Source organism: Arthrospira sp. PCC 9901, from assembly GCF_059013425.1.
This window is the reverse complement of sequence record NZ_CP102296.1, coordinates 344,993-368,163: the sequence shown is the minus strand read 5'-3', so window position 1 is coordinate 368,163 and position 23,171 is coordinate 344,993. Positions and strand designations below refer to the sequence as shown.

The following is a 23,171-nucleotide window of genomic DNA, read 5'->3' as shown; positions in this document are numbered from 1 at the left end:
ACAGGTTGCAGAGTCTTGATTTTATCAAAAACTGAACCACTGTCTCATCCTAAGTTTCACACTGAGAATACTAATGCAGCCCAATTATATAATACTTGGTCTCAAGTTGATCACTCTAGGGGTCTCCACCCTGGTAGCGATCGCTACCCCCACTCAAGCCGCTGATTTTTTGCGTTTTTCCATCGGAAATAGAGATTTTTCTATTCCTGTCGATGTTTTAGAAACTTATATCGAAAATCCGCCCGACCATTCCGAACATCAAAATTTAGATAATGTCGCAAATTTATTGAGTCCCAAAATCCAGACACAACTGCGGGACATATTAGCGAGACGTTATCAGTTTAGTGATGCCGAAATCAGGCATTTATTGAGTTCTCCGATGGTAGCAGATTTTTTAATTCAGATGGGAGATATTATCGAAACCGAACCCGGTGCTAATGGCGCAGATGCCATCCGAAATGCCATGGTATCAGCCAGTAGTCTCCCCGACGGATTTACCCTCATTGATATGATGCGAGAGTTTCCTAGTCCTAGTATTTATATGAACCTAAATGAGGCTTTACAAGCATTAACTAATGTAGCGATTTTAATTGAGTCAACTAATGATATAATTGCCGACATCAAAAGACTGGCATCTTCCCAAGGAAAAACTGCTGGAAATATTGATTTTAGTCAATGGCGCGACTTACGAAAACCCGGAGATTTTCCAAGTTCTAAATACACCTATAGAGTTAGTGATTCAATTCGCGATCGCCAATTTAATTTTGATTTATACCTCCCGGAAACTACTGATAGTAATATCCCCACTTTAATCATATCTCATGGTTTAGCATCAGACCGCAGTCGCTTTGAATACCTCGCGCGCCATTTAGCCTCCTATGGTTTCGCCGTAGCTGTTCCTCAGCACACTGGTAGCGATTTTCAGCAATTCCAAGACTTGTTAATTGGGAAAGTATCAGATATGTTTAACCCGCGAGAATTTATAGACAGACCCCTTGACATTTCCCAAGTATTAGATTATCTAGAATCCTTAAATAGTGGAGATTTAAGCGATCGCCTTAACTTGGATAATGTCGGAGTTCTCGGACATTCTCTCGGAGGCTATACAGCTTTAGTCTTAGGGGGTGCGCCGCTGAATTTTGCACAACTGAAAATCGACTGCAATCAAGATAACTTTTCCGTTAATCCTGCCTTATTTCTCCAGTGTCGCGCCCTAGAATTACCGCAAACCGACACCAACTTGAGAGATGAAAGAGTTAATGCTATCTTACTGATAAACCCTCTAAATAGTAGTATCTTAGGAGAAGCAAGCATCAATCAAATCCAAATCCCGGTGATGATGGTAGCCAGTGGCTTGGATATATTAGCACCAGCAGTATTAGAACAAATCCCAGCTTTTAATTGGTTAACCAATTCCCACCGATATTTAGTCTTTAAAGAAAAAGATAGTCACTTTTTTGATATGAATCAATACACGGCTGAAGCCATACCCAACTTAGGAGGTTTAACTCGTCCAGCCACAGAAATTTCCCGGGGATATATCAAAAGTCTAAGTGTAGCATTTTTCCAAACCCACATAACTAATAATCCTGAATATGAGCAATATTTACAAGCCGCTTACGCTATCCATATCAGTGATGCTGCTTATCCTATCCATTTGATATTACCGACTCCTGACCAGAAGCTAGGAGTTAAATAAAATGACATAAATAAATATTGACCCTTGACAAAAATGTAGGTTGGGTGAAACCCAACAAAGAGAGTAGTAGTAGGTTGGGTGAAACGGAAAATGTAGGTTGGGTGAAACCCAACAAAGAGAGTAGTAGTAGGTTGGGTGAAACCCAACAGAGGTCAATGGACCCAACGTAGGTTGGGTGAAACCCAACAGAGGTCAATGGACCCAACGTAGTCAATATAGCAAAAGTCAGGCAGGAAAACCCGCCATGACTTTTGTTAGATCTATTGGAAAGCACACTACTCAGGTTTCTAATCTGATTATAACCTATATTGTCAGATTTTTATATCCGATTTGTGCAACTTTTTTGTGTTGATGGACTTGATCAAACTGTTAATTGATATATTGAATTGATATATTGAATTGATATATGAAAAACTCCCCCCTAACCAGACCTATTAGGAGGAAATGGGGGGAGTAGGGTTTCTAGGTTGTCAGAGTTCAGTTATTGACTTCTTGAAGTTCAACGTCAGTATTAGGGTCAACATCAACTTCGGTATCGTCCCCTTCACCGGATAAAGGGACTAAAGCCACAGCAGCGATCGCATCTTCCTTATCTAAGCGTTGTACCCGCACCCCTGTAGCATTGCGGGACTGTCGAGAAATAGCGCTAATCACCTGACGAATAATAATCCCCCGGCTAGTAATTAACATCAATTCATCAGTATTATGTACCACCTGAAGCGCCACCACACAATCACCAGATAAATGGGGTTTAAACTTAGTAGCAATAATGCCTTTTCCGGCGCGATTTTGTAAGCGAAATTGAGACACAGGAACTCGTTTTCCATAACCCCTAGTAGTAATCACCAAAATAGAAACCCCATCAGGTTCAACTTCAGTAGTAGCTATCTCTTCCGATTCCGTATCATCCACCTCTTCAACGGTAGTATTTTCCTCATCTTCTATTTCCGTTTCTTCACCCCCCAATTGAGGAATACTAGCCACAATAAAACTAGGGAGAATATCCATCCCAATGAGTTCATCATCTGGTTTTAGCTTCATAGCTTTAACCCCACGGGTAGCGCGACCGAGGGGTCGTAATTGTTTATCATCAGTGTGGAAATGAATAGCCATACCCAGGCGAGAACCGATAATAACGCTATCATCCACCTTAGCACTGCGTACCCAACGCAACTCATCTCCTTCATTTAAGGAAATCGCAATTATGCCATTAGAACGGATATTGTTAAAAGCGGAAAGGGCAGTTTTTTTGATGTAACCCCCCTTAGTTAGCATCACCAAATATTCATCGTTACTAAATTCCCCAACCGCCACCAAAGAGGTGATTTTCTCATCCCGAGGAATTGGCAACATTTGCACAATCGGAACCCCCCTAGCGATGCGGGAACCGATAGGTATTTGATAGGCTTTTAAACAGTAAGCAACCCCCCGTTCAGTAAAGAACAGAATACTGTCATGGTCGCAACAGCTCAAGAAATGTTTAACCCCATCATCCTCCTTCATTTTGGTTCCAGATTTACCGCGAGTGGCGCGATTTTGAGCCTCAAAAGTATTAACGGGCATCCGTTTAATGTACCCTTGTTCAGTGAGAAGAATAATTGCTTTTTCATTAGCAATCAAATCGGTATCTTCTAGCTCACTTTCTTCGAGTTCAATTTCCGTCCGTCGGGGTGTGCCGTGACGTTGTTTAATTTCTTGAGCTTCCTGCTCAACAATTTCTAAAATCCGTTCTCGGCGATTTAAAATATCGTTTAGGTCAGAAATTTTCGCCAAAAGTTCTTGATGTTCTTGTTCAATTTTCTGAGCTTCCAAGGCGGTTAAACGTCGCAGTTGCATTTGTAAAATAGCATCAGCTTGTGGTTCAGAAAGTCCGAACCTTTCGATTAACTCTTGTTTGGCTGTAGGGCTATCAGCAGCATGGCGAATTAGGGCAATAATTGCATCAAGATTATCGAGAGCAATTAATAGTCCTTGCAGGAGGTGATCACGTTCTTCAGCTTTGCGTTTTTCATATTCAGTACGCCGCCGGATAGTGTCGATGCGGAAGTCTAGGAAAACATGGAGATATCGCTTGAGGGTAAGCAATTCTGGTTTTCCGTTAACTAGGGCTAACATATTAGCGCCGAAGTTGGTCTGAAGGGGAGTTTGTTTATAAAGGTTGTTGAGAACCACCCTAGGATAGGCATCTCGTCGGAGTTCCACGACGATCCGCATCCCTTCACGATCGCTTTCATCTCGGATATCTGATATCCCCTCCAGGCGCTTCTCATTCACCATTTCGGCGATTTTTTCGATTAAAGCGGCTTTATTGGTTTGGTAGGGTAACTCAGTGATGATAATAGCTTCCCGGTCTGGTCGTCCTCGGTGTTCAATGGTTTCAATTTGGGCAACTCCCCGCATGGTGATAGAACCCCGTCCGGTGGTGTAGGCTTCCCGAATACCAGACCTTCCGAGAATTTTCGCCCCGGTCGGGAAGTCAGGACCGGGAATATAGCGCATTAGTTCAGTATCAGTAATTTCGGGGTTATGAATTAGCGCGACTAAGCCATCGACTAACTCATTGAGGTTATGGGGGGGGATGTTAGTTGCCATTCCGACGGCGATACCGGAGGAACCGTTGAGCAACAGTTGAGGAATGCGGGCCGGAAGCACTAGGGGTTCTTGTTGGGAACCGTCAAAGTTATCGCCAAAATCTACGGTATCGGAGTCGATATCCCGCAACATGGCTTCGGAGGTCAGGTAGTGCAGGCGACATTCTGTGTATCGCATGGCCGCGGGGGGGTCATTATCGACAGACCCAAAGTTCCCGTGACCTTGAATTAGGGGCGATCGCATCGAAAATTCCTGGGCCATCCGCACTAGGGCATCGTAGACGGCTGTATCACCGTGGGGGTGATATTTCCCCAGAACCTCCCCTACCACCCGGGCGCACTTCCGAAAGGGGCGATCGGGCATTAGGCCTAGTTCATTCATGGCATACAGGATGCGACGATGGACTGGTTTAAACCCATCCCTGGCATCTGGCAGCGCCCGACCTACAATGACGCTCATGGCGTATTCGAGATAGGATTGCTGCATCTCGTTCCGCAAATCCGTTGGGATAATTCGGGATTCGGAAGCGCTCATAGAATTTAAAACTCCATTAATATTGCAAAAACCGTCGCTTTTTTGTGAAATAATTCAGATCAAATAAATTGATTTTCGATTATTATTTGAAAAGGCGCGACTAGGCTATAAAATTATAGCATACTTTGCACATATTTTCGATGGGAATCCCTCTCGGCCCTATTGCCTTTTTGTCCCCTGTTGTTAGCCCCGGCACGGTCAATGTTAACTGTTATCTACTCTGACGAATTTCTGGAACACAAAACGGGTTTATTTCATCCAGAACGACCCGAACGCCTCAAAGCGATCGTCCAAGGTTTGCGGGCCACCCCCTGGCGTGACCAACTGACTTGGTTATCACCCACTCCGGTAAAAGAACGCCACAGTCTGATTATGCAAGTCCTCCAGGCTGTTCACACCGACTCCCATATTGACAGGATTAAAAATATTGCCAGTGCTGGCGGCGGCCATCTTGACGGCGATACTCCCATTTCTGAGGAGAGTTACCAGGTGGCGCTATTGGCGATCAGTGCTTGGTTAGATGGTGTCGATCGCACTTTGACTACCGCCAGACCTAGTTTTATTTTAGCCCGTCCCCCCGGACATCATGCCGAAGCGGGTCGGGGGATGGGTTTCTGTTTGTTTTCTAATGCGGCGATCGCTGCTCATTATGCCATTCAACAGCCAGGAGTCAATCGAGTTGCTATTCTTGATTGGGACGTTCACCACGGTAACGGAACCCAAAGCCTGGTCGAAAATCACCCCCAAATGGCTTACTGTTCCCTTCATCAGTCCCCCTGTTATCCCGGAACTGGCTACCCCCAAGAAAAAGGTCAATATAATAATGTTTTAAATATCCCCATGTCTCCAGGTAGTACCATGGCATTATACCAGCCAGCTTTTGAAAATCAAGTGATCCCTTTTTTACAAAGTTTTCAGCCAGATTTATTAATTATCAGTGCTGGATATGATGCCAATCAAGCTGACCCCTTAGCCAGTATTTCCTTACAACCGCAAGATTTTGGGATATTTACAGATTATTGCTGCCAAATCACTACAAAAATTGTGTTAGGATTAGAAGGGGGATATGATTTGAAAAGTTTGGCGGATTCCGTAGTGGCAACTATAGAGTCCTGTTTAAATTATTAATCCCTCCCAGTCCGGTCAGCCATTAACTCCCACAACAACCAACTATCAGATATGATCGGAATCATATCAAATTGAACTATGGTCAAATTTGAGTTAAAAGCACCCTTTCAACCTACAGGAGATCAACCATTAGCGATCGCCCAATTAATTCAAAGCATCAAATCCGGTCATCCTAAAACCACCCTCTTAGGCGCAACTGGAACCGGAAAAACCTTTACCATTGCCGCCACCATCGCCCAATTAGGTCGCCCCACCCTAGTCCTCGCCCACAACAAAACCCTCGCCGCCCAACTCTGCAATGAACTGCGGGAATTTTTCCCTAACAATGCCGTTGAATACTTTATCAGCTATTACGACTATTATCAACCGGAAGCCTATATTCCTGTCTCCGATACTTATATAGAAAAAACCGCCTCAATTAACGATGAAATTGATATGCTGAGACACTCAGCTACTCGGTCTTTATTTGAAAGGCGAGATGTAATTGTTGTAGCTTCCATTAGCTGTATTTACGGGTTAGGAATACCCACCGAATACCTGAACGCAGCCATTCCCCTACGGGTGGGAGAAGACCTAGACCAACGCCAACTTTTGCGAGACCTAGCCTCTATTCAATATACCCGCAATGACACGGAAATCACTCGCGGACGCTTCCGAGTTCGCGGAGATGTCTTAGAAATTGGACCCGCCTATGAAGACCGTATAATTAGGGTAGAATTTTTCGGGGATGAAATTGATGCAATTCGTTATATTGACCCCGTAACCGGAGAAGTCTTACAGAGTTTAGACACATTAAATATATACCCCGCCCGCCACTTTGTGACACCGGGAGATAGGTTAGATGCTGCTTGTGATGCTATTGCTGCTGAACTTAAACAACAGTTAGCCGAATTAGAAAAAGCTGGTAAACTTTTAGAAGCCCAACGCCTAGATCAACGCGCTCGCTATGACTTGGAAATGCTGCGAGAAGTCGGATATTGTAATGGTGTGGAAAACTACTCTCGTCACCTCGCTGGAAGGCTTCCCGGTTCTCCTCCTGAGTGTTTGGTGGACTATTTCCCGGATGATTGGTTATTGGTGGTCGATGAGTCTCATGTGACGGTTCCTCAAATTCGGGCTATGTACAATGGCGACCAAGCCAGAAAAAAGGTGCTAATTGAACATGGTTTTCGTCTTCCTAGTGCGGCGGATAATCGACCCTTGAAATCTGAGGAATTTTGGCAAAAAGTTAAACAGTGTATTTTGGTCTCGGCGACACCAGGAGATTGGGAAATTGCACAATCTCAAGGTCAGGTGGTTGAACAAGTTATTCGACCAACGGGGGTAGTTGACCCGGAAATATTTGTCCGCCCAACCACAGGACAGGTTGATGATTTAATCGCTGAAATTCAAGAGAGAATCCCCAGGAATGAACGGGTTTTGGTTACGACTTTAACTAAGCGTATGGCGGAGGATTTAACTGAGTATTTGCAAGAGAGGGGTATTCGGGTCAGATATCTACATTCGGAAATACAGTCGATTCAGCGCATTGAGATTCTTCAGTCTTTACAAGAAGGCGAATTTGATGTGTTAATTGGGGTGAATTTATTGCGGGAAGGTTTGGATTTACCACAGGTGTCTCTGGTGGCTATTTTTGATGCGGATAAGGAAGGTTTTTTGCGGACGGAAAGGTCGCTTATTCAAACTATTGGGAGGGCGGCGCGCCACGTTCGCGGTCAGGCTATCTTGTATGCTGATAATATGACTGACAGCATGAGGGCGGCGATCGCCGAAACTAACCGACGGCGAACAATTCAGTTGGAGTATAATCAAAAATATGGCATTACCCCTAAATCTATTCACAAAACTTCCAGTAATGCCATTTTGGCGTTTTTGGATGTCTCCAGACGCTTAAATTCTCAACAAATTGATCTGGCTTGTCCACAGGTGGATGATTTACCCTTGGAAGAAATACCAACTTTAATTCAACAGTTGGAGGTTCGCATGAAGCAGGCGGCGCAACAGTTGGAGTTTGAGGAGGCGGCTCAATTTCGCGATCGCATTCGCATTTTACGCGATAAATTAGTTGGTCGTTAATTGATTTTTAGGACTCAGCGGCTGGGCCAAAAAAAAAATTTTCTGGGCGGCCCCCGCGCTTTTTTTTTCAGAAAACCCTATCTTTTTGGGGGAGTCCGTGCTATACTATAGGATAATGGGAATAGTTGCGAAAATATTATTTTTGCTGACATCCCATTATTTAACATACTCCTATCATAGCCGACTAGCGCCGCCCTGTCAACCCCTTTTCACTTGGGCGGCCGGGCCATTTTTTTAAAAAAAAGCTATTCTAGGACAACTGGATCAGCCGATCGCAATTGCCAAGTTTTGCGAGTCCAAAAATAAGCGCCAATACCGACAAGTAAATTAGCAATACAAGCGGCGGCAAAAATGCCTTTAACTCCCCACCAGAGACTACCCAAATAAGCCAAAGGAACATAAAGTAATAACATCCGGGTAATAGTCATCATCAAAGATGGTAAAGGCTTACCCAAAGCATTAAAAGTAGAACTAGCGATGAACATGAGACCCATAGTTCCATAACTAACGGGAACGAGGGTGAGGTAACTAGCAGCGATCGCGACTACATTGGGATTTTGATCAAAAGTAGTAGCGATTTGTTCAGAACTAGCAGCCAAAATAAGAGTTAATAGGACTCCCCAAAATATACAAAACAGGAAAGACTGTCGGATAGCAGTGTGTACGCGATGATAAAGTTGAGCGCCCCAATTTTGACCAACAAAAGGACCAATACTAGCAGAGAGTGCCATAATCACAATTAAAGCGAAAGCCTCGACTCGGGTAGCAATACCAAAACCAGCGACGGCTTCGGAACCATAGGTAGCGACCAAGCCTGTGACGACGGCGGTAGAAATAGGGGTAATCATATTGGTTCCGGTAGCGGGAATACCAACATGGAGAATTTGTCGCCAGTCGGACAATAGGTCTTTGGGGGTGGGAAGTTTCCAGAGGAGCATTTTTTCGCGGAAATGCAGGAATAAGACGGAAGCGATTAAAGTGGTAGCACGACCGATAACAGTAGCGATCGCGGCTCCCCGCAGTCCCATGGCTGGTATAGTAGCAAAGCCAAAGATAAATATGGGGTCAAGGATAATATTAACGACAGCAGCGACAGTCATAATCACACTAGGAACGAAGGTATTACCCGCCGCGCGAATAGCGCTAGTCCCGACCATAGGAACCACCAGAAAAATGACACCTCCATACCAAATGGTCATATACTCGCGGATAAATGGCAAGATATCAGGACTGGCTCCCAAGGCTTGAAACACGGGGTTAATGGTGCTGATACCGAGGACGATTAAGACACTAACCATAAGCAGAGAGAGACTGAGAGAGTTAGTGGTGAGGCGGCGGACGCGATCGCGTTCTCCCTCCCCAATAGCCCTAGCAATGACAGAAGCAGCGCCTATCCCCAGTCCCATAGATACGCTTCCTAATAGGGTGACTACTGGAAAGGTAAAACTCATCGCGGCTAGTTGTCGGGTTCCCAACTTAGCGACGAAGTAGGTATCTGCTAGGCTAAAGGCAATAATGGCAAACACTCCCCAAATCATTGGTAGAGTGAGGTTAATCAGGGTAGATGTAACAGATCCTTGGGTTAATGTTCCTTTCATAGGGCCAGCGGCTTTGAGCATATTTACAAAAGTTTACCAAAAAAAAAGGGTTGAAGCTAGGCGGTAGGCGGTAGTGGCTCTATTAGTGTTTGGGGGAAGATTGCTAAAATGTTACATATTATTGCAGGGCTTCATAAAAGTTAGACTGCGATCGCCTCAATCCCCTAATCTGTAAGCATGGTATATTAATGCCAGTGTGCTAAATCCCAATCATCCTGGGATAGATCATTGGCGACAACTGATAAACAATGCTGACGTTTGAGAATAAGGAGATATAAGGTGCCGCTTCCATTATTAAGCTACACTACAACGAGTTTCAATACTCGTGTTGCTGGATATGAAGTTCCAGGTGATGAGCAGCCCCAAATTTATACGGCTGAAAATATGCCTTCGGGTTCTGAGTGGGACACTCTGATCTGGGCGGCTTATCGGCAAATCTTTAGTGAGCATCAAATGCTCAAAAGCAATCGCCAAACCTTCCTTGAGTCCCAACTCAAGTTTGGTCAGATCACCGTCCGTGACTTCATTGGTGGGTTAGCGACTTCGGCTCCTTTCTTGGAGAGAAACTACCAAACCAACAGCAACTACCGCTTTGCGGAAATGTGCGTTCAGCGAATTCTCGGCCGGGATGTTTACAACGAACGGGAAAAAATCGCTTGGTCAATTGTGATTGCTAACAAAGGACCCAAGGGCTTCATTGAGGAATTACTCAATAGCGACGAGTACCTGGATAACTTCGGATATGATACAGTTCCTTATCAACGTCGTCGGGTTCTGCCTCAGCGCAATATGGGCGAAACACCCTTTAACCTGAAGACTCCCCGGTACAATGAATACCACCGGACCCAGTTGGGATTCCCCCAAGTTATCTGGCAAACTTCTGTACGTCGCTTTGTACCCCAAGAGAAGCAACCCAAAGCTGGCGATCCCGCCAACTTCCTGGCTATGGCAAAACAGGTTTCTCGTCCGGCCAACACAGTAACTCGCGTTGCCCTTGGTAGCATCAATTTTGACACCATGGTTCCTTACCGTCAGCGCTAATAGGATCTAATCCTTACTTAATTGGGATTGACAGTCGCTGCCAGCGGTTAGATATTCGGAGTTTTTGACCCAATGGTTAACTCTTGATGTCTAACATTTGGCGGCGAATTTTTCGTGGGGGCGATCGCTATAATAACAATAATTGTTAATCATCCCTAATGTATTATGGCTCTCCGGATTGTTGACTTGGAGATTACTTGGGAAAAACTTCCCGATGATTTTATTCTACCGGACGATCCTGTGGACAATATTAATCAACCGGCTTTAGCTGTAGCCCTGACTGATAGTCTAGCTGTGGCTGGTAAACTGAGCCCACTGAGTATCACGCCCACCAATTATGGGATCTGTGCCACCCTCAACGGTAAAATTGTGGTGAAAGCCCCAGACTGGGCGTTTATTCCAGAAATTCGGGTTGAGCGATCGCAGGTTGAACGCAGCTATACTCCTGAGTTGCAGGGTGCGCGTCCGATTATAGTTATGGAATTTCTCTCTGATACTGACGGAGGGGAATATTCGATTAAGCCTACCTATCCCCCAGGAAAATGGTTCTTTTATGAACGGGTGTTAGAGGTCCCTTACTATGCTATTTTTGACCCCAAAACTGGTAAGTTAGAACTTTATCGCCTTGATGAACAGGGATTCTATCAAATACAAGAACCACTAGATGATGGACGATATGCGATCGCTCCCATGGAACTGTTTTTAGGGGTTTGGGAAGGAACCCGCGAAAACCGTAACGGTTACTGGTTGCGCTGGTGGAATGAAGCCGGAGAGTTGCTGCTTTGGGGTATTGAATTGGTCGCCCAAGAACGCCAACGGGCTGATGCTGAAAGCCAACGGGTGGAAGCTGAACGACAACGGGCTGATGCTGAACGACAACGGGCTGAACGTTTCATGGAACAACTGCGCCAGGCTGGTATTGAGCCTTTAGACAATTAGTTTAAAGGAATTTTCAACCACTAGGTAGGGGCGTAAATATTTCGCCCCTGTCATGTGGGGTCTAGTTGTTGTGAAATCCATTGTAAATAAGAGGGGGAACCTGCGACAATTGGTAAGGCAATAATTTCCGGCACTTCATAGGAATGAACCTCGGCGACCTTAGCAGCCAAAGCGTCAAACTGATTCAGGTCAGTTTTAATAATTAATTGCCACTCATCGGATGAGCAGATCTCACCTTTCCAGGTGTAAACTGAATGGATGGGCATTAAACCCACACAGGCGGCTAGTTTTCCCTCGACTAAAGTATGGGCGATCGCCTCTGCTTCCGTCCGGGAACTTGCCGTTACTAATACTATACCATATTGAGCCACCATATCAATTATACCACAAACATCTAAACTTGAGATTGAGAAAGTGTTAAACAGCAGAAATTTTCTAAATCCAGATATAAGCGAAAAGACAACGGTAAAATTGCCTCACAGAAATTAGCCTCTTTTACCTCGACTCCCAGTAATTTAGCCTCGCGCAAATCAGCATTTCGGAAATTAGCCCCCGACAATTTAGAACCATTCAGATCAGCATAACTCAAGCAAGCATTTTCTAAATTAGCGCCTCTTAAATCGGCATTTTCTAACTGGGAACCTAGGAGTTTAGCAGAACTGAGATTAGCCCTAATCAAGTTAGTTCCGGTCAAATTAGAACCACAAAGCCTAGCGTTACTCAAGTTAACACCATTCAAATCTAGGCGACTCAAATTAACACCATTCATATAAGCATTTTGCAAGTTAACATCAGTGAGCCTGGTTCCAAATAACTTAGCGCCACTGAGTCGCACACCATTGAGATTAGTATATCTCAAATCACTGCCAGTCAAATTAGCCCCCCGCAGATTAGCAAATTGCAGGTTAGCACCACATAAGTTAGAATTGGGGAGACTAGCGCCACGCAAATTAGCACCCGCCAAACTTGCGCCACTGAGTTGGACACCAGGTAATTTAGCTTTGACTAAAAAAGTACCGTTGAGATTGGCTTTGGTTAACTCAGCCTCCACCAGCTTGGCTTCGTTCATTTTAGCAAAACTCAGGTTGGCACGGTGTAAATTTGCACCATTGAACTTAACACGACTTAAAAATGAGCGAGTCAGGTTAGCACCCGTCAGGTTACTTCTCGATAGGTTAACACCTATGAGAATGACCCCTGTCAAGTCTACGCCACTGAGATCGACTCCTGTAAAGTCGGTTTCGCCTTGTTCGTAAAGTCTTAAAAGATGGCTGACGTTCATGAAAAAGTAACTCCGGCTACCTCTGATTATTTATCTAAGCACGGAAATTTCACAAAGTTTTTATATTTTTGTGTTGTTTTAATCTGTCGAAATGTTGCAATTATGGGGGTAGGACGAGAAATTATGGCCGAGAGTGGGGTTAACGAGGGTCTAACCCCGGAAAATTTATACACTCCAGTTAGGCTGTGATAAGCTACCCTTTCTGGATAAGGACTTCCGTTAAATCACGCAGATTGAGAAACATGATCCATACCCCATTACCAGACCCAGAAGACAACCCAAGGTCGGTCAAACGTTGGCGGCGTTGGCTTATTTGGGGAAGTGTTGGCTTAGGTCTTACTTCTGTGACGATCGCTGGTGGTGTAAGCTGGTTTATACATTACCGTTTAGCCTCTACCATCGCTACAGCCTTAGAGGGGACTCTCGATAGACCTGTAGAAGTCGGACCTGTTGAACGCTTTGGGATTATTAGTGTTCGTTTTGGACGGTCTGTGATTCCTCCCACAGATACTGATCCCAATACCGCCTCACTTGAAGCGATCGAAGCCAGCATTTCCATTATATCACTATTAACGCCAACTGTCGGCTTAAATTTACGGGTGATCAATCCCCAAGTTTATCTTGAACAAGACGAACTCGGAAATTGGATTAGGACTGAGATAGCGCCGGGGGATGAAAGTCCTGTGGATGTGGAAATTGGCTCTATTACCATTGAGAATGCTAATGTTAAACTCATGCCTCAAACTCTGCTGACGGCTGAGGTGACAGAAGACCCGATCGCCCTCAATGTCGATCGCCTTATTTTAGATATCAGTGACCAGAACGATCGCATCAGAACCCACCTCACAGGTGAGTTTCACCGAGGCGGGAACATACAGGTTAGAGCGGATGGTATTTTATCTGCTGGAGATTTCGATACCACTATCACAGCTAATGGTCTTAATTTACCACAATTAGGATTATTAGTCAATACCCCCGGTATAATTTTAGGCGAGGGAGAAGCGGATGCCCAATTAAGGGTAAAATTGGCGAATTTTCAGCCGACTGGTATTTGGGGAAATCTGCAACTTAGGGAAGTACAAGCCATTTTAGCAACCCTTTCGGAACCGGTGACGATCACCAATGCTAATTTGGGGTTTGAGGAGACAGAGGCGACTGTGGAGACCCTAGAAATAGCTTGGGGTGATTTAGGAGTAACGAGCGGAGGGACAATCAGAACTAATGCAGAATTTGACTTGTTACAAACGGAATTCGATTTACAGGCAAATTTGCTCCCTGTTACTTTGGCGACGTTATTAGAAACGGCGGATCGAGAATTAGGGGAAACTCTGGTTTTACCAGTTCAGGTCGCGGGGGAAGTTACGGCTGATATTAACTTGACGGGAAACCTACAACAGCCTCAGCTAGAAATAGCGATCGCCACCACAGAAGCAACCCAAATAGATCGGGTAATTTTTAGCGAAATTTCCACGGAAATAGCCATCACCCCAGAACTAGATCAGCAGTTTAATTTAGTAGCCGACCCAAGTATCAGCATTAACAATTTAAGGATTAAACCCATAAGCGGGGGAGAAATTAGCGGCGCTGGTAGTATGCAATTAACGGGACTGACGGAGTTACTTCGCGCCGCCACATTGACGACAGAATCACCAGAGGAATTTGTTTTACAGCCAACGGTAGAATTTACCCTAGATATTGACAGTCTATATTTAGATGCGATCGCCAGTCTATATGAACTTCCGAATAATACTAGATTAGGGGATATGTTCGCGACGGCTAAAGTTTCAGGTTCCCTAGATAACCTCCAAGGGGATATTAACTTTAATCTCGCCAATGGAACCTTGCCGATTTTGGGTTCTAGTCAAATCACCAAAAATCAGTTAACCGCGAATATAGCGATAGCCGAGGGTATAGTAAATGCGAATGTGCAACTGGCGGATAATAATAATTGGATAGCCACCCTGAACGCCAATGAATTAGGCTTAGATCCCCTAGTCAAATTAGGATTACCCCTCGCCAACCTACCCCCAGAGGTGCAGTTAATTATCGGACAAATTGACCTGAGACAAGATAAATTAAACCTAGACACGACCATCACAGGTCAACTAGATAAACTGAACCTAAACGACATCATCGCCAAGGGCAATTTTAACCTAACGATCGCTAATGGAGAAATCAACAGTGATTTCAGCTTAATAGGTGGAAAATTGGGGGCAGATTTTCTGGCAAATCGCCTGAATTTACAGCAAATAATAGGTATCGGACTACCCCTAATAAATTTACCGCCAGAAACTCTTATCCAACTGCAAACCCTAGATTTCAGCAATGGAACCGTGCAAAGTAGAGGAGTTGTGTCGGCGGACTTAAATAATTTTGACCCCAATAACATCACGGCTAATGCTATCGGCGACATCAATTTAGGCAATATGGGAGGGGTGATATCTTTCCGAGAAACTCGCCTAGCGAATGGGGTATTTAACTTGGAGTTGGAGGCGAATAGTATCCATGTTAATCCCTGGTTAAATGTAGCCAGCAATTTGGGGAATTTACCACCGGAAACTAGGGAAACATTGAGGCGATCGCCAGAGTTAAGAAACAGTCGCCTAAATGGAGTCATGATAGCCGGAGGAAATCTGAATAATCTTAATCAGATTAAAGGTAGTGTGAATGGATTAGTTAACCTTCCCCAATTAGGGGGAGAAATCACCGCCAGAGGCGAAATTGAGGCGGGAGACTTTGAGGGAACTATCATCAGTAATAATCTGCCTTTAAATCCCCTAATCAACTTAGGGCTACCTTTAGCGAATTTACCCGCAAATGTAGTAGCAGAAATTCGGAACTTAGACCTAGACAACCCACAACTACAAGGGGAAACCCGGTTTAGTGGAAACCTAGCCAGCATGACTCCAGAAGCGCTAACCATTAGTTTAGACGGACAGTTAAACTTAGGGAGAGATGGCATAATAAAAGCCACAGGTAGGACTCAAGCAGGTGACTGGAATGCTAATATAATAGGCGATCGCATTGCCTTAAATCGCTTTTCACCATTAGTCGAAAATCTCACCGGAATCGAAACCGCCCTCAGACCGACGGGATTACTTAACCAAGCCCAAAATATGCCCTTATTGCGAGGGTTGTTAGATACCGAATTAAATGCTAGAGGTTCAGTCACCGAATTCAACCCCGCCACCCTGGAAGCCACCAGCCAACTAAGACTGACAGAATTACCAATAATTCGTCAACCCTTTGAAGCCATAGCGAGACTGAAAAACGGACAAGTAAACATTGACCAAGCCGAAACTCCCCAATTTGGTGCTAACGGTTTATTAGCGCTAGAATTTAGTGGAAGTGGGGTTCCCAGTTTAGCCAATGTCGATCTAAATTTACGGGTATCTAACTTTGATTTAAACTCGCCTTTAGTAGAACCCCTATTAGCCAACCTTCCCTCAGAAATACTACGGGGAGAAGTGCCACCTTTGGCGGGTAATGTGAGTTTTGCTGGTCAGTTAAAAGGTGCTATTTCTGCCTTAAATTTACAGGGTGATGTCAGGTTAGAAAATTTTAGCCTGCGGTCTCTCATATTTGACCCAGTAATGACCGGAACTTTAACAGCAGGACTAGGTGGCGGCGGTGTCACCTTAGCCTTATCAGGTCAACAGGACAAAATCGAGTTAGTATTAGACGATCGCTTTTTACCGACTGCATTTTTAGTACAGCGAGGAAATGCGATCGCCAAAGGAACCACCCCCAGCCTAAACCAGCTACAAATAACCCTAGAAGATTTCCCCATAGACCAATTAGGAATATACCCCATAGTAGCAGAAGGTTATGGTAATTTAGGAGGGGACTTAGCCGCAATATTAAACATTACTAATCTCGCCAGTTTAGACATCAATCAAATAGGCGCAACTGGTGAAATTAGCGTCCAAAACCCCAGTTTAGGTCATATAGAAGCCGATAGCTTCACCATTACTCAACTAAACCTTAGCCGTGGTCAATTTAGCTTTAATGACGGGGAACTTCGCCTAGGAGAAACCCAAGTTTTCATAGTAGGACAAGCCAACCTAGGTGCTATTATAGCCCAGGTTCCCCACTCCCAGGAAGAACCCCAATTTCAAGCTGATATCAGGGTTCCCCAAGGTAGACTACAAGATATATTTACCGCCTTAGAATGGTTCCAGTTAAGTGATATCGCCAACGGTCTCCAGCAACCCCAACGTGGCACCGCAGCCGACCTAGAAACCGTGGCCGTAGGATTATCTGAGACAGCGACCCTCCACCAACAGCTACAACGTTGGGCAGAAATTAACGCCCTATTGGAACAATGGGAAATCAAACAGAAGGAGAATGCTTCGCCATTTCCGCCCCTAGAGCAAGTAAATGCCAAATTTGATGCCGAAATCAAAATAAGCGGTTCCCCAGCCAATTTAACCGCCACTGCGGACATAAATGGTGCTGACTGGACATGGGGCGAGTACCGAATTGATGAGTTAGGATTAGAGGCAAGTTTCGAGGATAATATAGTCCGGGTGTTACCGTTGAGAGTGCGTTACGGTGAGACATTGGTGGGGTTTCAGGGACAACTAGATTTAGATGAGCAAATACCTTCGGGTCAGTTGCGGGTTAAGAATTTCCGCTTAGAAACCATAGAAGAATTTTATGACATCCCCAATATTGCTTTGAGTGGACAATTAAACCTGCGCGCTTTGTTCGCCGGGAGTTTAGATAATCCCCAAGCCTCCGGGGAATTTACGGTACTTGAAGGCTTATTTAATGATGAACCCCTGAAAGAGGCGCGGGGTAGTTTTAACTATAATAACGCCCGGTTTAACCTAGGTGGAACGGTGTTAGTTACGGAACAAGATCCTATAGAATATCGTGCATCAGTACCCTTTAGATTACCCTTTGCTAAGGTGAGACCAGAAAGTAATCTGGTCAGCGCTGAGGTGGAAATGCTGAATGAGGGATTCAAGATTATTAATTTACTCAATCCAGAAGTGAGTTGGGTTGAGGGACAGGGTTTTGTACAAATGCGGGCGCGAGGAGTGCTAGAACAGGCTGATGATGGCTCAATTAAGAATATTCTCATAGAACCTGATGGGGTGTTGAAGCTGGAAGATGTGGTGTTGAGGCTGGCTAGTAATAACAGTTCGATTACGGGTTTATCGGGAACAGCAACTTTCCTGAGAAATCGCCTGCGGGTTAAGGGTATGGAAGGGGAATTATTGGGAGACGCTGGGACGGGAAAGGTTGTTATCGATGGGGTATTGCCAATTTTTGAACCAATGAGACCGGAAGATCCAGATATTGACTCGCCCCTGAAAATGGTTCTGGAAAATTTAAAGTTAAATTTAGCCCTATTGTATCAGGGAAAAGCGGCGGGAGAAATTGTGATTGGTGGGACGGCTTTGCAACCGGGAATTGGTGGTCAGGTGGTGTTGTTTGATGGGGCTGTAACTTTACCGGAAGCAGACCAACCCCCGGCTACGGATAACGGAGATAATCGAGAACTGCTAAATACTGGACCGCTAGAGGTGAGCTTGAATAATTTTATGTTGACTTTGGGAGAGCATATTCAAGTGCGATCGGCTTCTATTACGCCTATTTTTGATGCCCCTGTGCTGAATTTTAACGCCAATGGCACAATTATAGTTAATGGAGATTTAGATAGTTTGGAGAGTCTTCGCCCCCAGGGAACTATTGAATTGACGGGAGGTGCGGTGAATTTGTACACCAGTCGATTTCAGTTAGACCGGGGTTATCCTCAACGGGCTACTTTTGTTCCTGATAATGGACTTGACCCGATTTTAGATGTGCGACTGGTGACTAGGGTATCGGAAACGACTCCGGCTGTGGCTTCAACTTCTGCTTTTGAAACGGAACTTATGGAAGTACCTAGGGCTTCTCAATTTGGTACGGTACGCACTATTAGGGTAACTGCTTTGGCTCAGGGTCCGGCTTCTGAGATTAACGATATTCTGGAGTTACGCAGTTCACCACCGCGATCGGAAATTCAACTGTTAGCTTTGTTAGGAGGTAGTGCGATCGAGGGAGTAACGGGGGATACGACTTTAGTTTTGGCAAATATTGCTAGTGCGGGACTGTTTAATGAGATTCAACAGAGTGTTCTTGATGCTACTGGGTTGACTGAATTTCGCATTTATCCGGCGCGGGTGTCTCAGTCCCAGGAACGTTCGGGTTCGACGGCTTTGGGTTTGGGGCTAGAGGTGGGTTTGGATGTTACTAATGATGTGTCGGTTTCGGTGAGTCGGGTTCTGGCGGCGAACCAGCCTACTCAATTTAATCTCAACTATCGGGTTAATGACCGCTTGCTTTTGCGGGGGGCTACGAATTTTGGCAATGAAAGTGAGATTAGGTTTGAGTATGAAACACGATTTTAGTCGGGGTTTGAACAGGGCTGAATTTGGCTAATGGCAATAATTCATCAACAGCAACACGACAGTTTTTCAGGAGGAGTCAACTATGTATAACATGAATCAATCCCTGCAAGTGGCTAAACAAGCCACCAGAGATATCGAAGGCTGGTTATCTGGTCTGCCGGAAACTGTGGCTATTGAAAATGTGGAAGATAACCCGCAATATCAAAGGGTTGATGTTGATTTGATTTGGATAACTCAAACCGGATCCTATCAAGTGGAAATTAAGGGCGATCGCTACCACAAAACTGGTAATTTCTTTTGGGAGACTCACAGTAATAAGGAACGCAATACACCCGGCTGTTTTCTCTACACAGAGGCAGATTGGGTGTTTTACTACTTCGTGACTCCCCGTCTGCTTTACCAATTGCCTATGCCAGCAACCCGCCACTGGTTTCTTGAGAATATTAACCGTTTCCGCGAAAGGTCAACTACCACCAATGTGGGTAATAGCTATTATACCACGGTGGGGCGATTGGTTCCGATTAATGTGGTAATTACCGAAGTACCTAACATTGCCAAACATCAACTATAACCAGCATTAATTCAGGTATTTAAATAATCGTTGATAATCCAAATAAAATCGATTTTTATAGGTTTACAGTAGTATTAATCCGGTAAATCTCTATAATTCGCTATGGTCTCCCCCTGAGCATATTTAAATTCTGGTGGGGAAACTGACGCAGCATGATAATTATGGAAGGGGGTACTTCCAGCGATGGTTATACTGAAAGGGTTGAGTATTTCTGAACATCTCCAATCGGACAAGCCCCCCCAAGTGGCGGCGATCGCCCCTGTAAATGGCTTCTACACTGACATTAGAGGCAATTGCTCAATTAAATTTTTCTAAATTTGCGTAAATTTAGTGGTTGTCGCTGATAGGTAGATAGCACCCTAAATCGAGGTGGAACTGTCAGCGGTTTGATTTCGATAGGGAGTGCGATCGCACTTTTTGGAGGCGGTTTCGGTTGCTTACACCGGGAGGTAAGGCGATCGATGTATTCCACCAACTCGACCCAACTCATACCCAGCCAACAACATGAGCAGTAAAAAAACATTCGTCATAGTTGCCATTTCCTCAATAGCCGGAGGAATTATTGGCACATTTTTCGCTTCCCCGGTTTCCTACACGCTGTATGAACCCTCTCGAGGTCGAGGCTTTTATCGAAATTGTCAGCCATTTGGCGACCTAATTTGTAATGAAATGAGAAATCGAGAAATGTATTCGGGTCAAAGCTTCCGCACCCGTTCAGTTTTGGACTCGAGAGCCACATTAGAGCGACAATTAATGTACGGAGGAATAGGCGTTTTTGCGGGATTAACTTCTGGTTCTGTACTCGCGGGTGTCCTGTCCCAAATAATGAAAGATAAAACTGAAACCAAATCCTAAGATGCCAAGACTGGACAGGAACGTTGAAAGTTTAGACCAGAAGATGTAGTGCGATCTTCTGTTTAGACGATCGCATCATTTCCCGTTTGAGAGATTTTCGAGGTGTAAAAACTAACTGATTTCAATTCCGGCACTGGCGACATTCACCCAGGGACGAGTCCTAAATCGCGATGGCGCGATCGCCATTCATACCTTGTACTGAGAACCCATAGAAAAACGCGATCGGAATTGGGCTAAAATTGGGCATTTCGGCTGACTGTCAGTGGTTTGATTTCGATAGGGAGTGCGATCGCTCTCCGATGCCTTGATTTAGAAAAATTTACAGTCAGGAGTTTAGCCGTGTTAGATAATCAGATATAAGCCGGATGAATTGACCGTCTTTGACATTGATCGCTCAGGGATTCAATACTGCGATCAACTTTGAAGCCAAGGGTTATGGCGTTTTGATTTCGAGGTCAGAGCCGAAAAAGCATTGCATTGAATCAAAAAAACAAATCAAGTCAACTAGAGGATAAAAATAAAATGGCCACTATGATTCCATCTCCTGTTCCAGCCAAAGCGAGTAAAGGGGAAAAAGACCTTTATCAAATATTGTGTGATCGGCTAGATCATAACTTTTATGTTTGGTATGAGCCCATGCTGAACAGTCATCGTCCCGACTTTATTATTTTAGGAGCAAATTTAGGGCTGTTAGTCATAGAAGTAAAAGGCTGGTATTCTAATCAAATTAGGCAAGCAGATACTAATACTTTTCAAATTGTTTCTGTCAAAGATGATGTAAAAAGTGTAACTAGGCAAAAATCACCTTTACGACAGGCGAATGATTATCTAGATAAATTACTTAACGAGTTGCCTAAATATCGAATTCTCCAACAGCAGGAAGGTCAGTATAAAGGAAAACTGTCATTTCCGATAGGCTTGGGTGTCATCATTTCAAACATCAACCATAAAAAAGCCGCCGAGACTGATTTAGATAAGATTCTTCCTTATCCCCAGGCTGTCTATCGAGATGAGTTTTTAAATTGGAAAAACTTATCGACGGAAAATTTGTGCGATCGCTTGCGCCAAATGTTTACAAAAGCTGATTTCAGTTTTGAGCCACTAACATCAGATCAGATTAGTACAATTAAAGGCGTTCTCAATCCCGAAATGGTGATTAGAGATGAGCCAGCTAAAACCACCAGTGTTAGAGGAAATTTTTATCCTTTACCTGACGACAAAATTCTGAAAACTCTAGATGCAAAACAAGAGAACTTGGCGCGCAGAATTGGAGAAGGACACCGGATTTTCTTCGGGGTCTCCGGTTCTGGAAAAACTTTGCTGCTATTGGCTCGTGCAAAACTGATTATTAACAATAATCCCCATGCTCAAGTTTTAATTGTCTGTTTTAACGTTAGTCTGGCATCTTACTTGCGATCGGTTATAAAAAATTCAGTAGCCGCCGATCAACAGAATAGAATCATAGTAGAGAACTTTCATGAATGGGCAAAAATTGTAACTGGAAAATCCTTAGTTAGTCAATCTGGAACCAATTATGATGAATATGTAGGTCAAGAGACTTTGAAAGCTCTTTCACAAAAAGAGAGTCGAAAATGGGATGCAATTTTAGTAGATGAAGCTCATACCTTTGTGCCAATTTGGTTTCGCTGTTGTGTTCAAGCATTGAAAGATCCAGAAAATGGAGATTTAATGATTGTTGCAGACGGGAGTCAAAGTCTTTATAAGCGAGATAATTTTACATGGAAAGAAGTTGGAATTCAAGCTCAAGGTCGCACCATTAGCAAGCGATTTGATTTAGACAAAAATTATCGTAATACTCAAGAAATTCTATCAGCAGCATGGACAATGCTTAACCATTCTGTGCCTGAAGATAAAGTCTCAGAAACTGATGACATTACTTTTCCTATCGTTCTTCCCAGTCAAGCTCAACGCTTAGGTACTCGTCCAGAGGTTTATGTTACTGGTTCTTCTCGAACTCAAGAACAAGTGGTGACAGAGCAAATAAAAAAAATATTAAACTCTGGAAATTATCAACCAGAAGATATAGCTGTCATTCACCGTCAATCTAATAAAAAACAGATGAATATGTTTCAACAATGCCTCAGCCAAGCCAATGTTTTATTTTATTGGGTTAGCAAAGATCAGAAAAGCAAGAAAAATTATAGCCAAAGTCGTCCAGGAATTCGATTAATTTCTAGTTTGTCATCTTTAGGTTTAGAGTTCAAAGCAGTTTTTATTATTTGGATGGAAGATTTTTCACAATGCTCTGATAGTAATGATGGTAGTATTCTTGCCCGTCGCCAGCTTTATGTATCCATGACTCGCGCTCAAGAATTATTGAAGTTGTTTACTTGTCAAGAAAATGCGTTAATTAGAGAGTTAAAAAACGACCAAAAATTTGATTTTATTTATTTATAATTTGCTAAAAATTAGATGATTGCTTAGGAGGGTATTC

At 44.0% G+C, this 23,171-nt stretch carries 14 protein-coding genes; 10 read left to right on the top strand and 4 right to left on the bottom strand.

The genetic code is table 11. From position 1 onward, the window contains the following. Window positions 1–106 precede the first annotated feature (106 nt). Window positions 107–1,699, top strand: a complete 1,593-nt coding sequence (locus NLZ44_RS01780; RefSeq protein WP_493751683.1) for an alpha/beta hydrolase — start codon at window positions 107–109, stop codon at window positions 1,697–1,699. A 477-nt stretch (window positions 1,700–2,176) separates the two neighbouring features. Here NLZ44_RS01780 and gyrA read toward each other — a convergent pair whose 3' ends face one another. Continuing rightward, window positions 2,177–4,825: a DNA topoisomerase (ATP-hydrolyzing) subunit A gene (gyrA, locus tag NLZ44_RS01775; RefSeq protein WP_493751682.1), complete on the bottom strand. Its 2,649-nt coding sequence runs from the start codon at window positions 4,823–4,825 to the stop codon at window positions 2,177–2,179. Window positions 4,826–5,026: 201 nt separating this feature from the next. On the opposite strand from gyrA, the gene NLZ44_RS01770 reads away from it, so the two are divergent. Together NLZ44_RS01770 and uvrB are read left to right on the top strand one after the other, a co-directional pair. Next, the gene (locus NLZ44_RS01770; protein ID WP_493751681.1) at window positions 5,027–5,953 is read left to right on the top strand and encodes a histone deacetylase family protein; all 927 of its coding nucleotides are present in this window, start codon (window positions 5,027–5,029) and stop codon (window positions 5,951–5,953) included. A gap of 78 nt (window positions 5,954–6,031) precedes the next feature. Then, on the top strand, window positions 6,032–8,029 hold the full coding sequence (gene uvrB / locus NLZ44_RS01765) for an excinuclease ABC subunit UvrB (protein WP_187757705.1): 1,998 nt from the start codon (window positions 6,032–6,034) through the stop codon (window positions 8,027–8,029). A 245-nt stretch (window positions 8,030–8,274) separates the two neighbouring features. On the opposite strand, the gene NLZ44_RS01760 is transcribed toward uvrB, so the two are convergent. Then, window positions 8,275–9,627, bottom strand: a complete 1,353-nt coding sequence (locus NLZ44_RS01760) for an MATE family efflux transporter (protein WP_493751680.1) — start codon at window positions 9,625–9,627, stop codon at window positions 8,275–8,277. 279 nt (window positions 9,628–9,906) lie between these two features. Between NLZ44_RS01760 and NLZ44_RS01755 the strand changes: the two genes are divergently transcribed. After that, complete coding sequence (locus NLZ44_RS01755) at window positions 9,907–10,668, top strand: phycobilisome rod-core linker polypeptide (protein WP_493751679.1); 762 nt, start codon at window positions 9,907–9,909, stop codon at window positions 10,666–10,668. Between the two features lie 165 nt (window positions 10,669–10,833). Then, on the top strand, window positions 10,834–11,607 hold the full coding sequence (locus tag NLZ44_RS01750; RefSeq protein ID WP_493751678.1) for a Uma2 family endonuclease: 774 nt from the start codon (window positions 10,834–10,836) through the stop codon (window positions 11,605–11,607). Window positions 11,608–11,657: 50 nt separating this feature from the next. Here the strand turns inward: NLZ44_RS01750 and cutA are convergent, their stop codons facing one another. Together cutA and NLZ44_RS01740 are read right to left on the bottom strand one after the other, a co-directional pair. After that, window positions 11,658–11,981: a divalent-cation tolerance protein CutA gene (gene cutA / locus NLZ44_RS01745; RefSeq protein ID WP_006624592.1), complete on the bottom strand. Its 324-nt coding sequence runs from the start codon at window positions 11,979–11,981 to the stop codon at window positions 11,658–11,660. A gap of 20 nt (window positions 11,982–12,001) precedes the next feature. Further along, the gene (locus tag NLZ44_RS01740) at window positions 12,002–12,889 is read right to left on the bottom strand and encodes a pentapeptide repeat-containing protein (RefSeq protein WP_006624593.1); all 888 of its coding nucleotides are present in this window, start codon (window positions 12,887–12,889) and stop codon (window positions 12,002–12,004) included. 242 nt (window positions 12,890–13,131) lie between these two features. Between NLZ44_RS01740 and NLZ44_RS01735 the strand changes: the two genes are divergently transcribed. The 5 genes from NLZ44_RS01735 to NLZ44_RS01715 all read left to right on the top strand — a co-directional run bounded on the left by NLZ44_RS01735 (window position 13,132) and on the right by NLZ44_RS01715 (window position 23,134). Beyond that, window positions 13,132–19,290: a translocation/assembly module TamB domain-containing protein gene (locus NLZ44_RS01735; RefSeq protein ID WP_493751677.1), complete on the top strand. Its 6,159-nt coding sequence runs from the start codon at window positions 13,132–13,134 to the stop codon at window positions 19,288–19,290. Window positions 19,291–19,372: 82 nt separating this feature from the next. Then, entirely contained in the window at window positions 19,373–19,861 is a 489-nt protein-coding gene (locus NLZ44_RS01730) for a hypothetical protein (RefSeq protein ID WP_493751676.1), read from the top strand. 183 nt (window positions 19,862–20,044) lie between these two features. After that, window positions 20,045–20,176 carry a hypothetical protein gene (locus NLZ44_RS01725; protein ID WP_006624597.1) on the top strand — a complete coding sequence of 44 codons (132 nt, stop codon included), beginning with the start codon at window positions 20,045–20,047 and terminating at the stop codon, window positions 20,174–20,176. A 189-nt stretch (window positions 20,177–20,365) separates the two neighbouring features. Beyond that, window positions 20,366–20,716, top strand: a complete 351-nt coding sequence (locus NLZ44_RS01720; RefSeq protein ID WP_006624599.1) for a hypothetical protein — start codon at window positions 20,366–20,368, stop codon at window positions 20,714–20,716. Between the two features lie 477 nt (window positions 20,717–21,193). Beyond that, entirely contained in the window at window positions 21,194–23,134 is a 1,941-nt protein-coding gene (locus NLZ44_RS01715) for a nuclease-related domain-containing DEAD/DEAH box helicase (RefSeq protein ID WP_439516994.1), read from the top strand. The last annotated feature ends 37 nt before the right edge of the window (window positions 23,135–23,171 follow it).

Bases quoted from the DNA above. Each gene is read 5' to 3' on its own strand.
- gyrA (WP_493751682.1), bottom strand. From the start codon at position 4,825: ATGAGCGCTTCCGAATCCCGAATTATCCCAACGGATTTGCGGAACGAG.
- NLZ44_RS01770 (WP_493751681.1), top strand. From the start codon at position 5,027: ATGTTAACTGTTATCTACTCTGACGAATTTCTGGAACACAAAACGGGT.
- uvrB (WP_187757705.1), top strand. From the start codon at position 6,032: ATGGTCAAATTTGAGTTAAAAGCACCCTTTCAACCTACAGGAGATCAA.
- NLZ44_RS01760 (WP_493751680.1), bottom strand. From the start codon at position 9,627: ATGAAAGGAACATTAACCCAAGGATCTGTTACATCTACCCTGATTAAC.
- NLZ44_RS01750 (WP_493751678.1), top strand. From the start codon at position 10,834: ATGGCTCTCCGGATTGTTGACTTGGAGATTACTTGGGAAAAACTTCCC.
- cutA (WP_006624592.1), bottom strand. From the start codon at position 11,981: ATGGTGGCTCAATATGGTATAGTATTAGTAACGGCAAGTTCCCGGACG.
- NLZ44_RS01740 (WP_006624593.1), bottom strand. From the start codon at position 12,889: ATGAACGTCAGCCATCTTTTAAGACTTTACGAACAAGGCGAAACCGAC.
- NLZ44_RS01735 (WP_493751677.1), top strand. From the start codon at position 13,132: ATGATCCATACCCCATTACCAGACCCAGAAGACAACCCAAGGTCGGTC.
- NLZ44_RS01730 (WP_493751676.1), top strand. From the start codon at position 19,373: ATGTATAACATGAATCAATCCCTGCAAGTGGCTAAACAAGCCACCAGA.
- NLZ44_RS01725 (WP_006624597.1), top strand. From the start codon at position 20,045: ATGGTTATACTGAAAGGGTTGAGTATTTCTGAACATCTCCAATCGGAC.
- NLZ44_RS01720 (WP_006624599.1), top strand. From the start codon at position 20,366: ATGAGCAGTAAAAAAACATTCGTCATAGTTGCCATTTCCTCAATAGCC.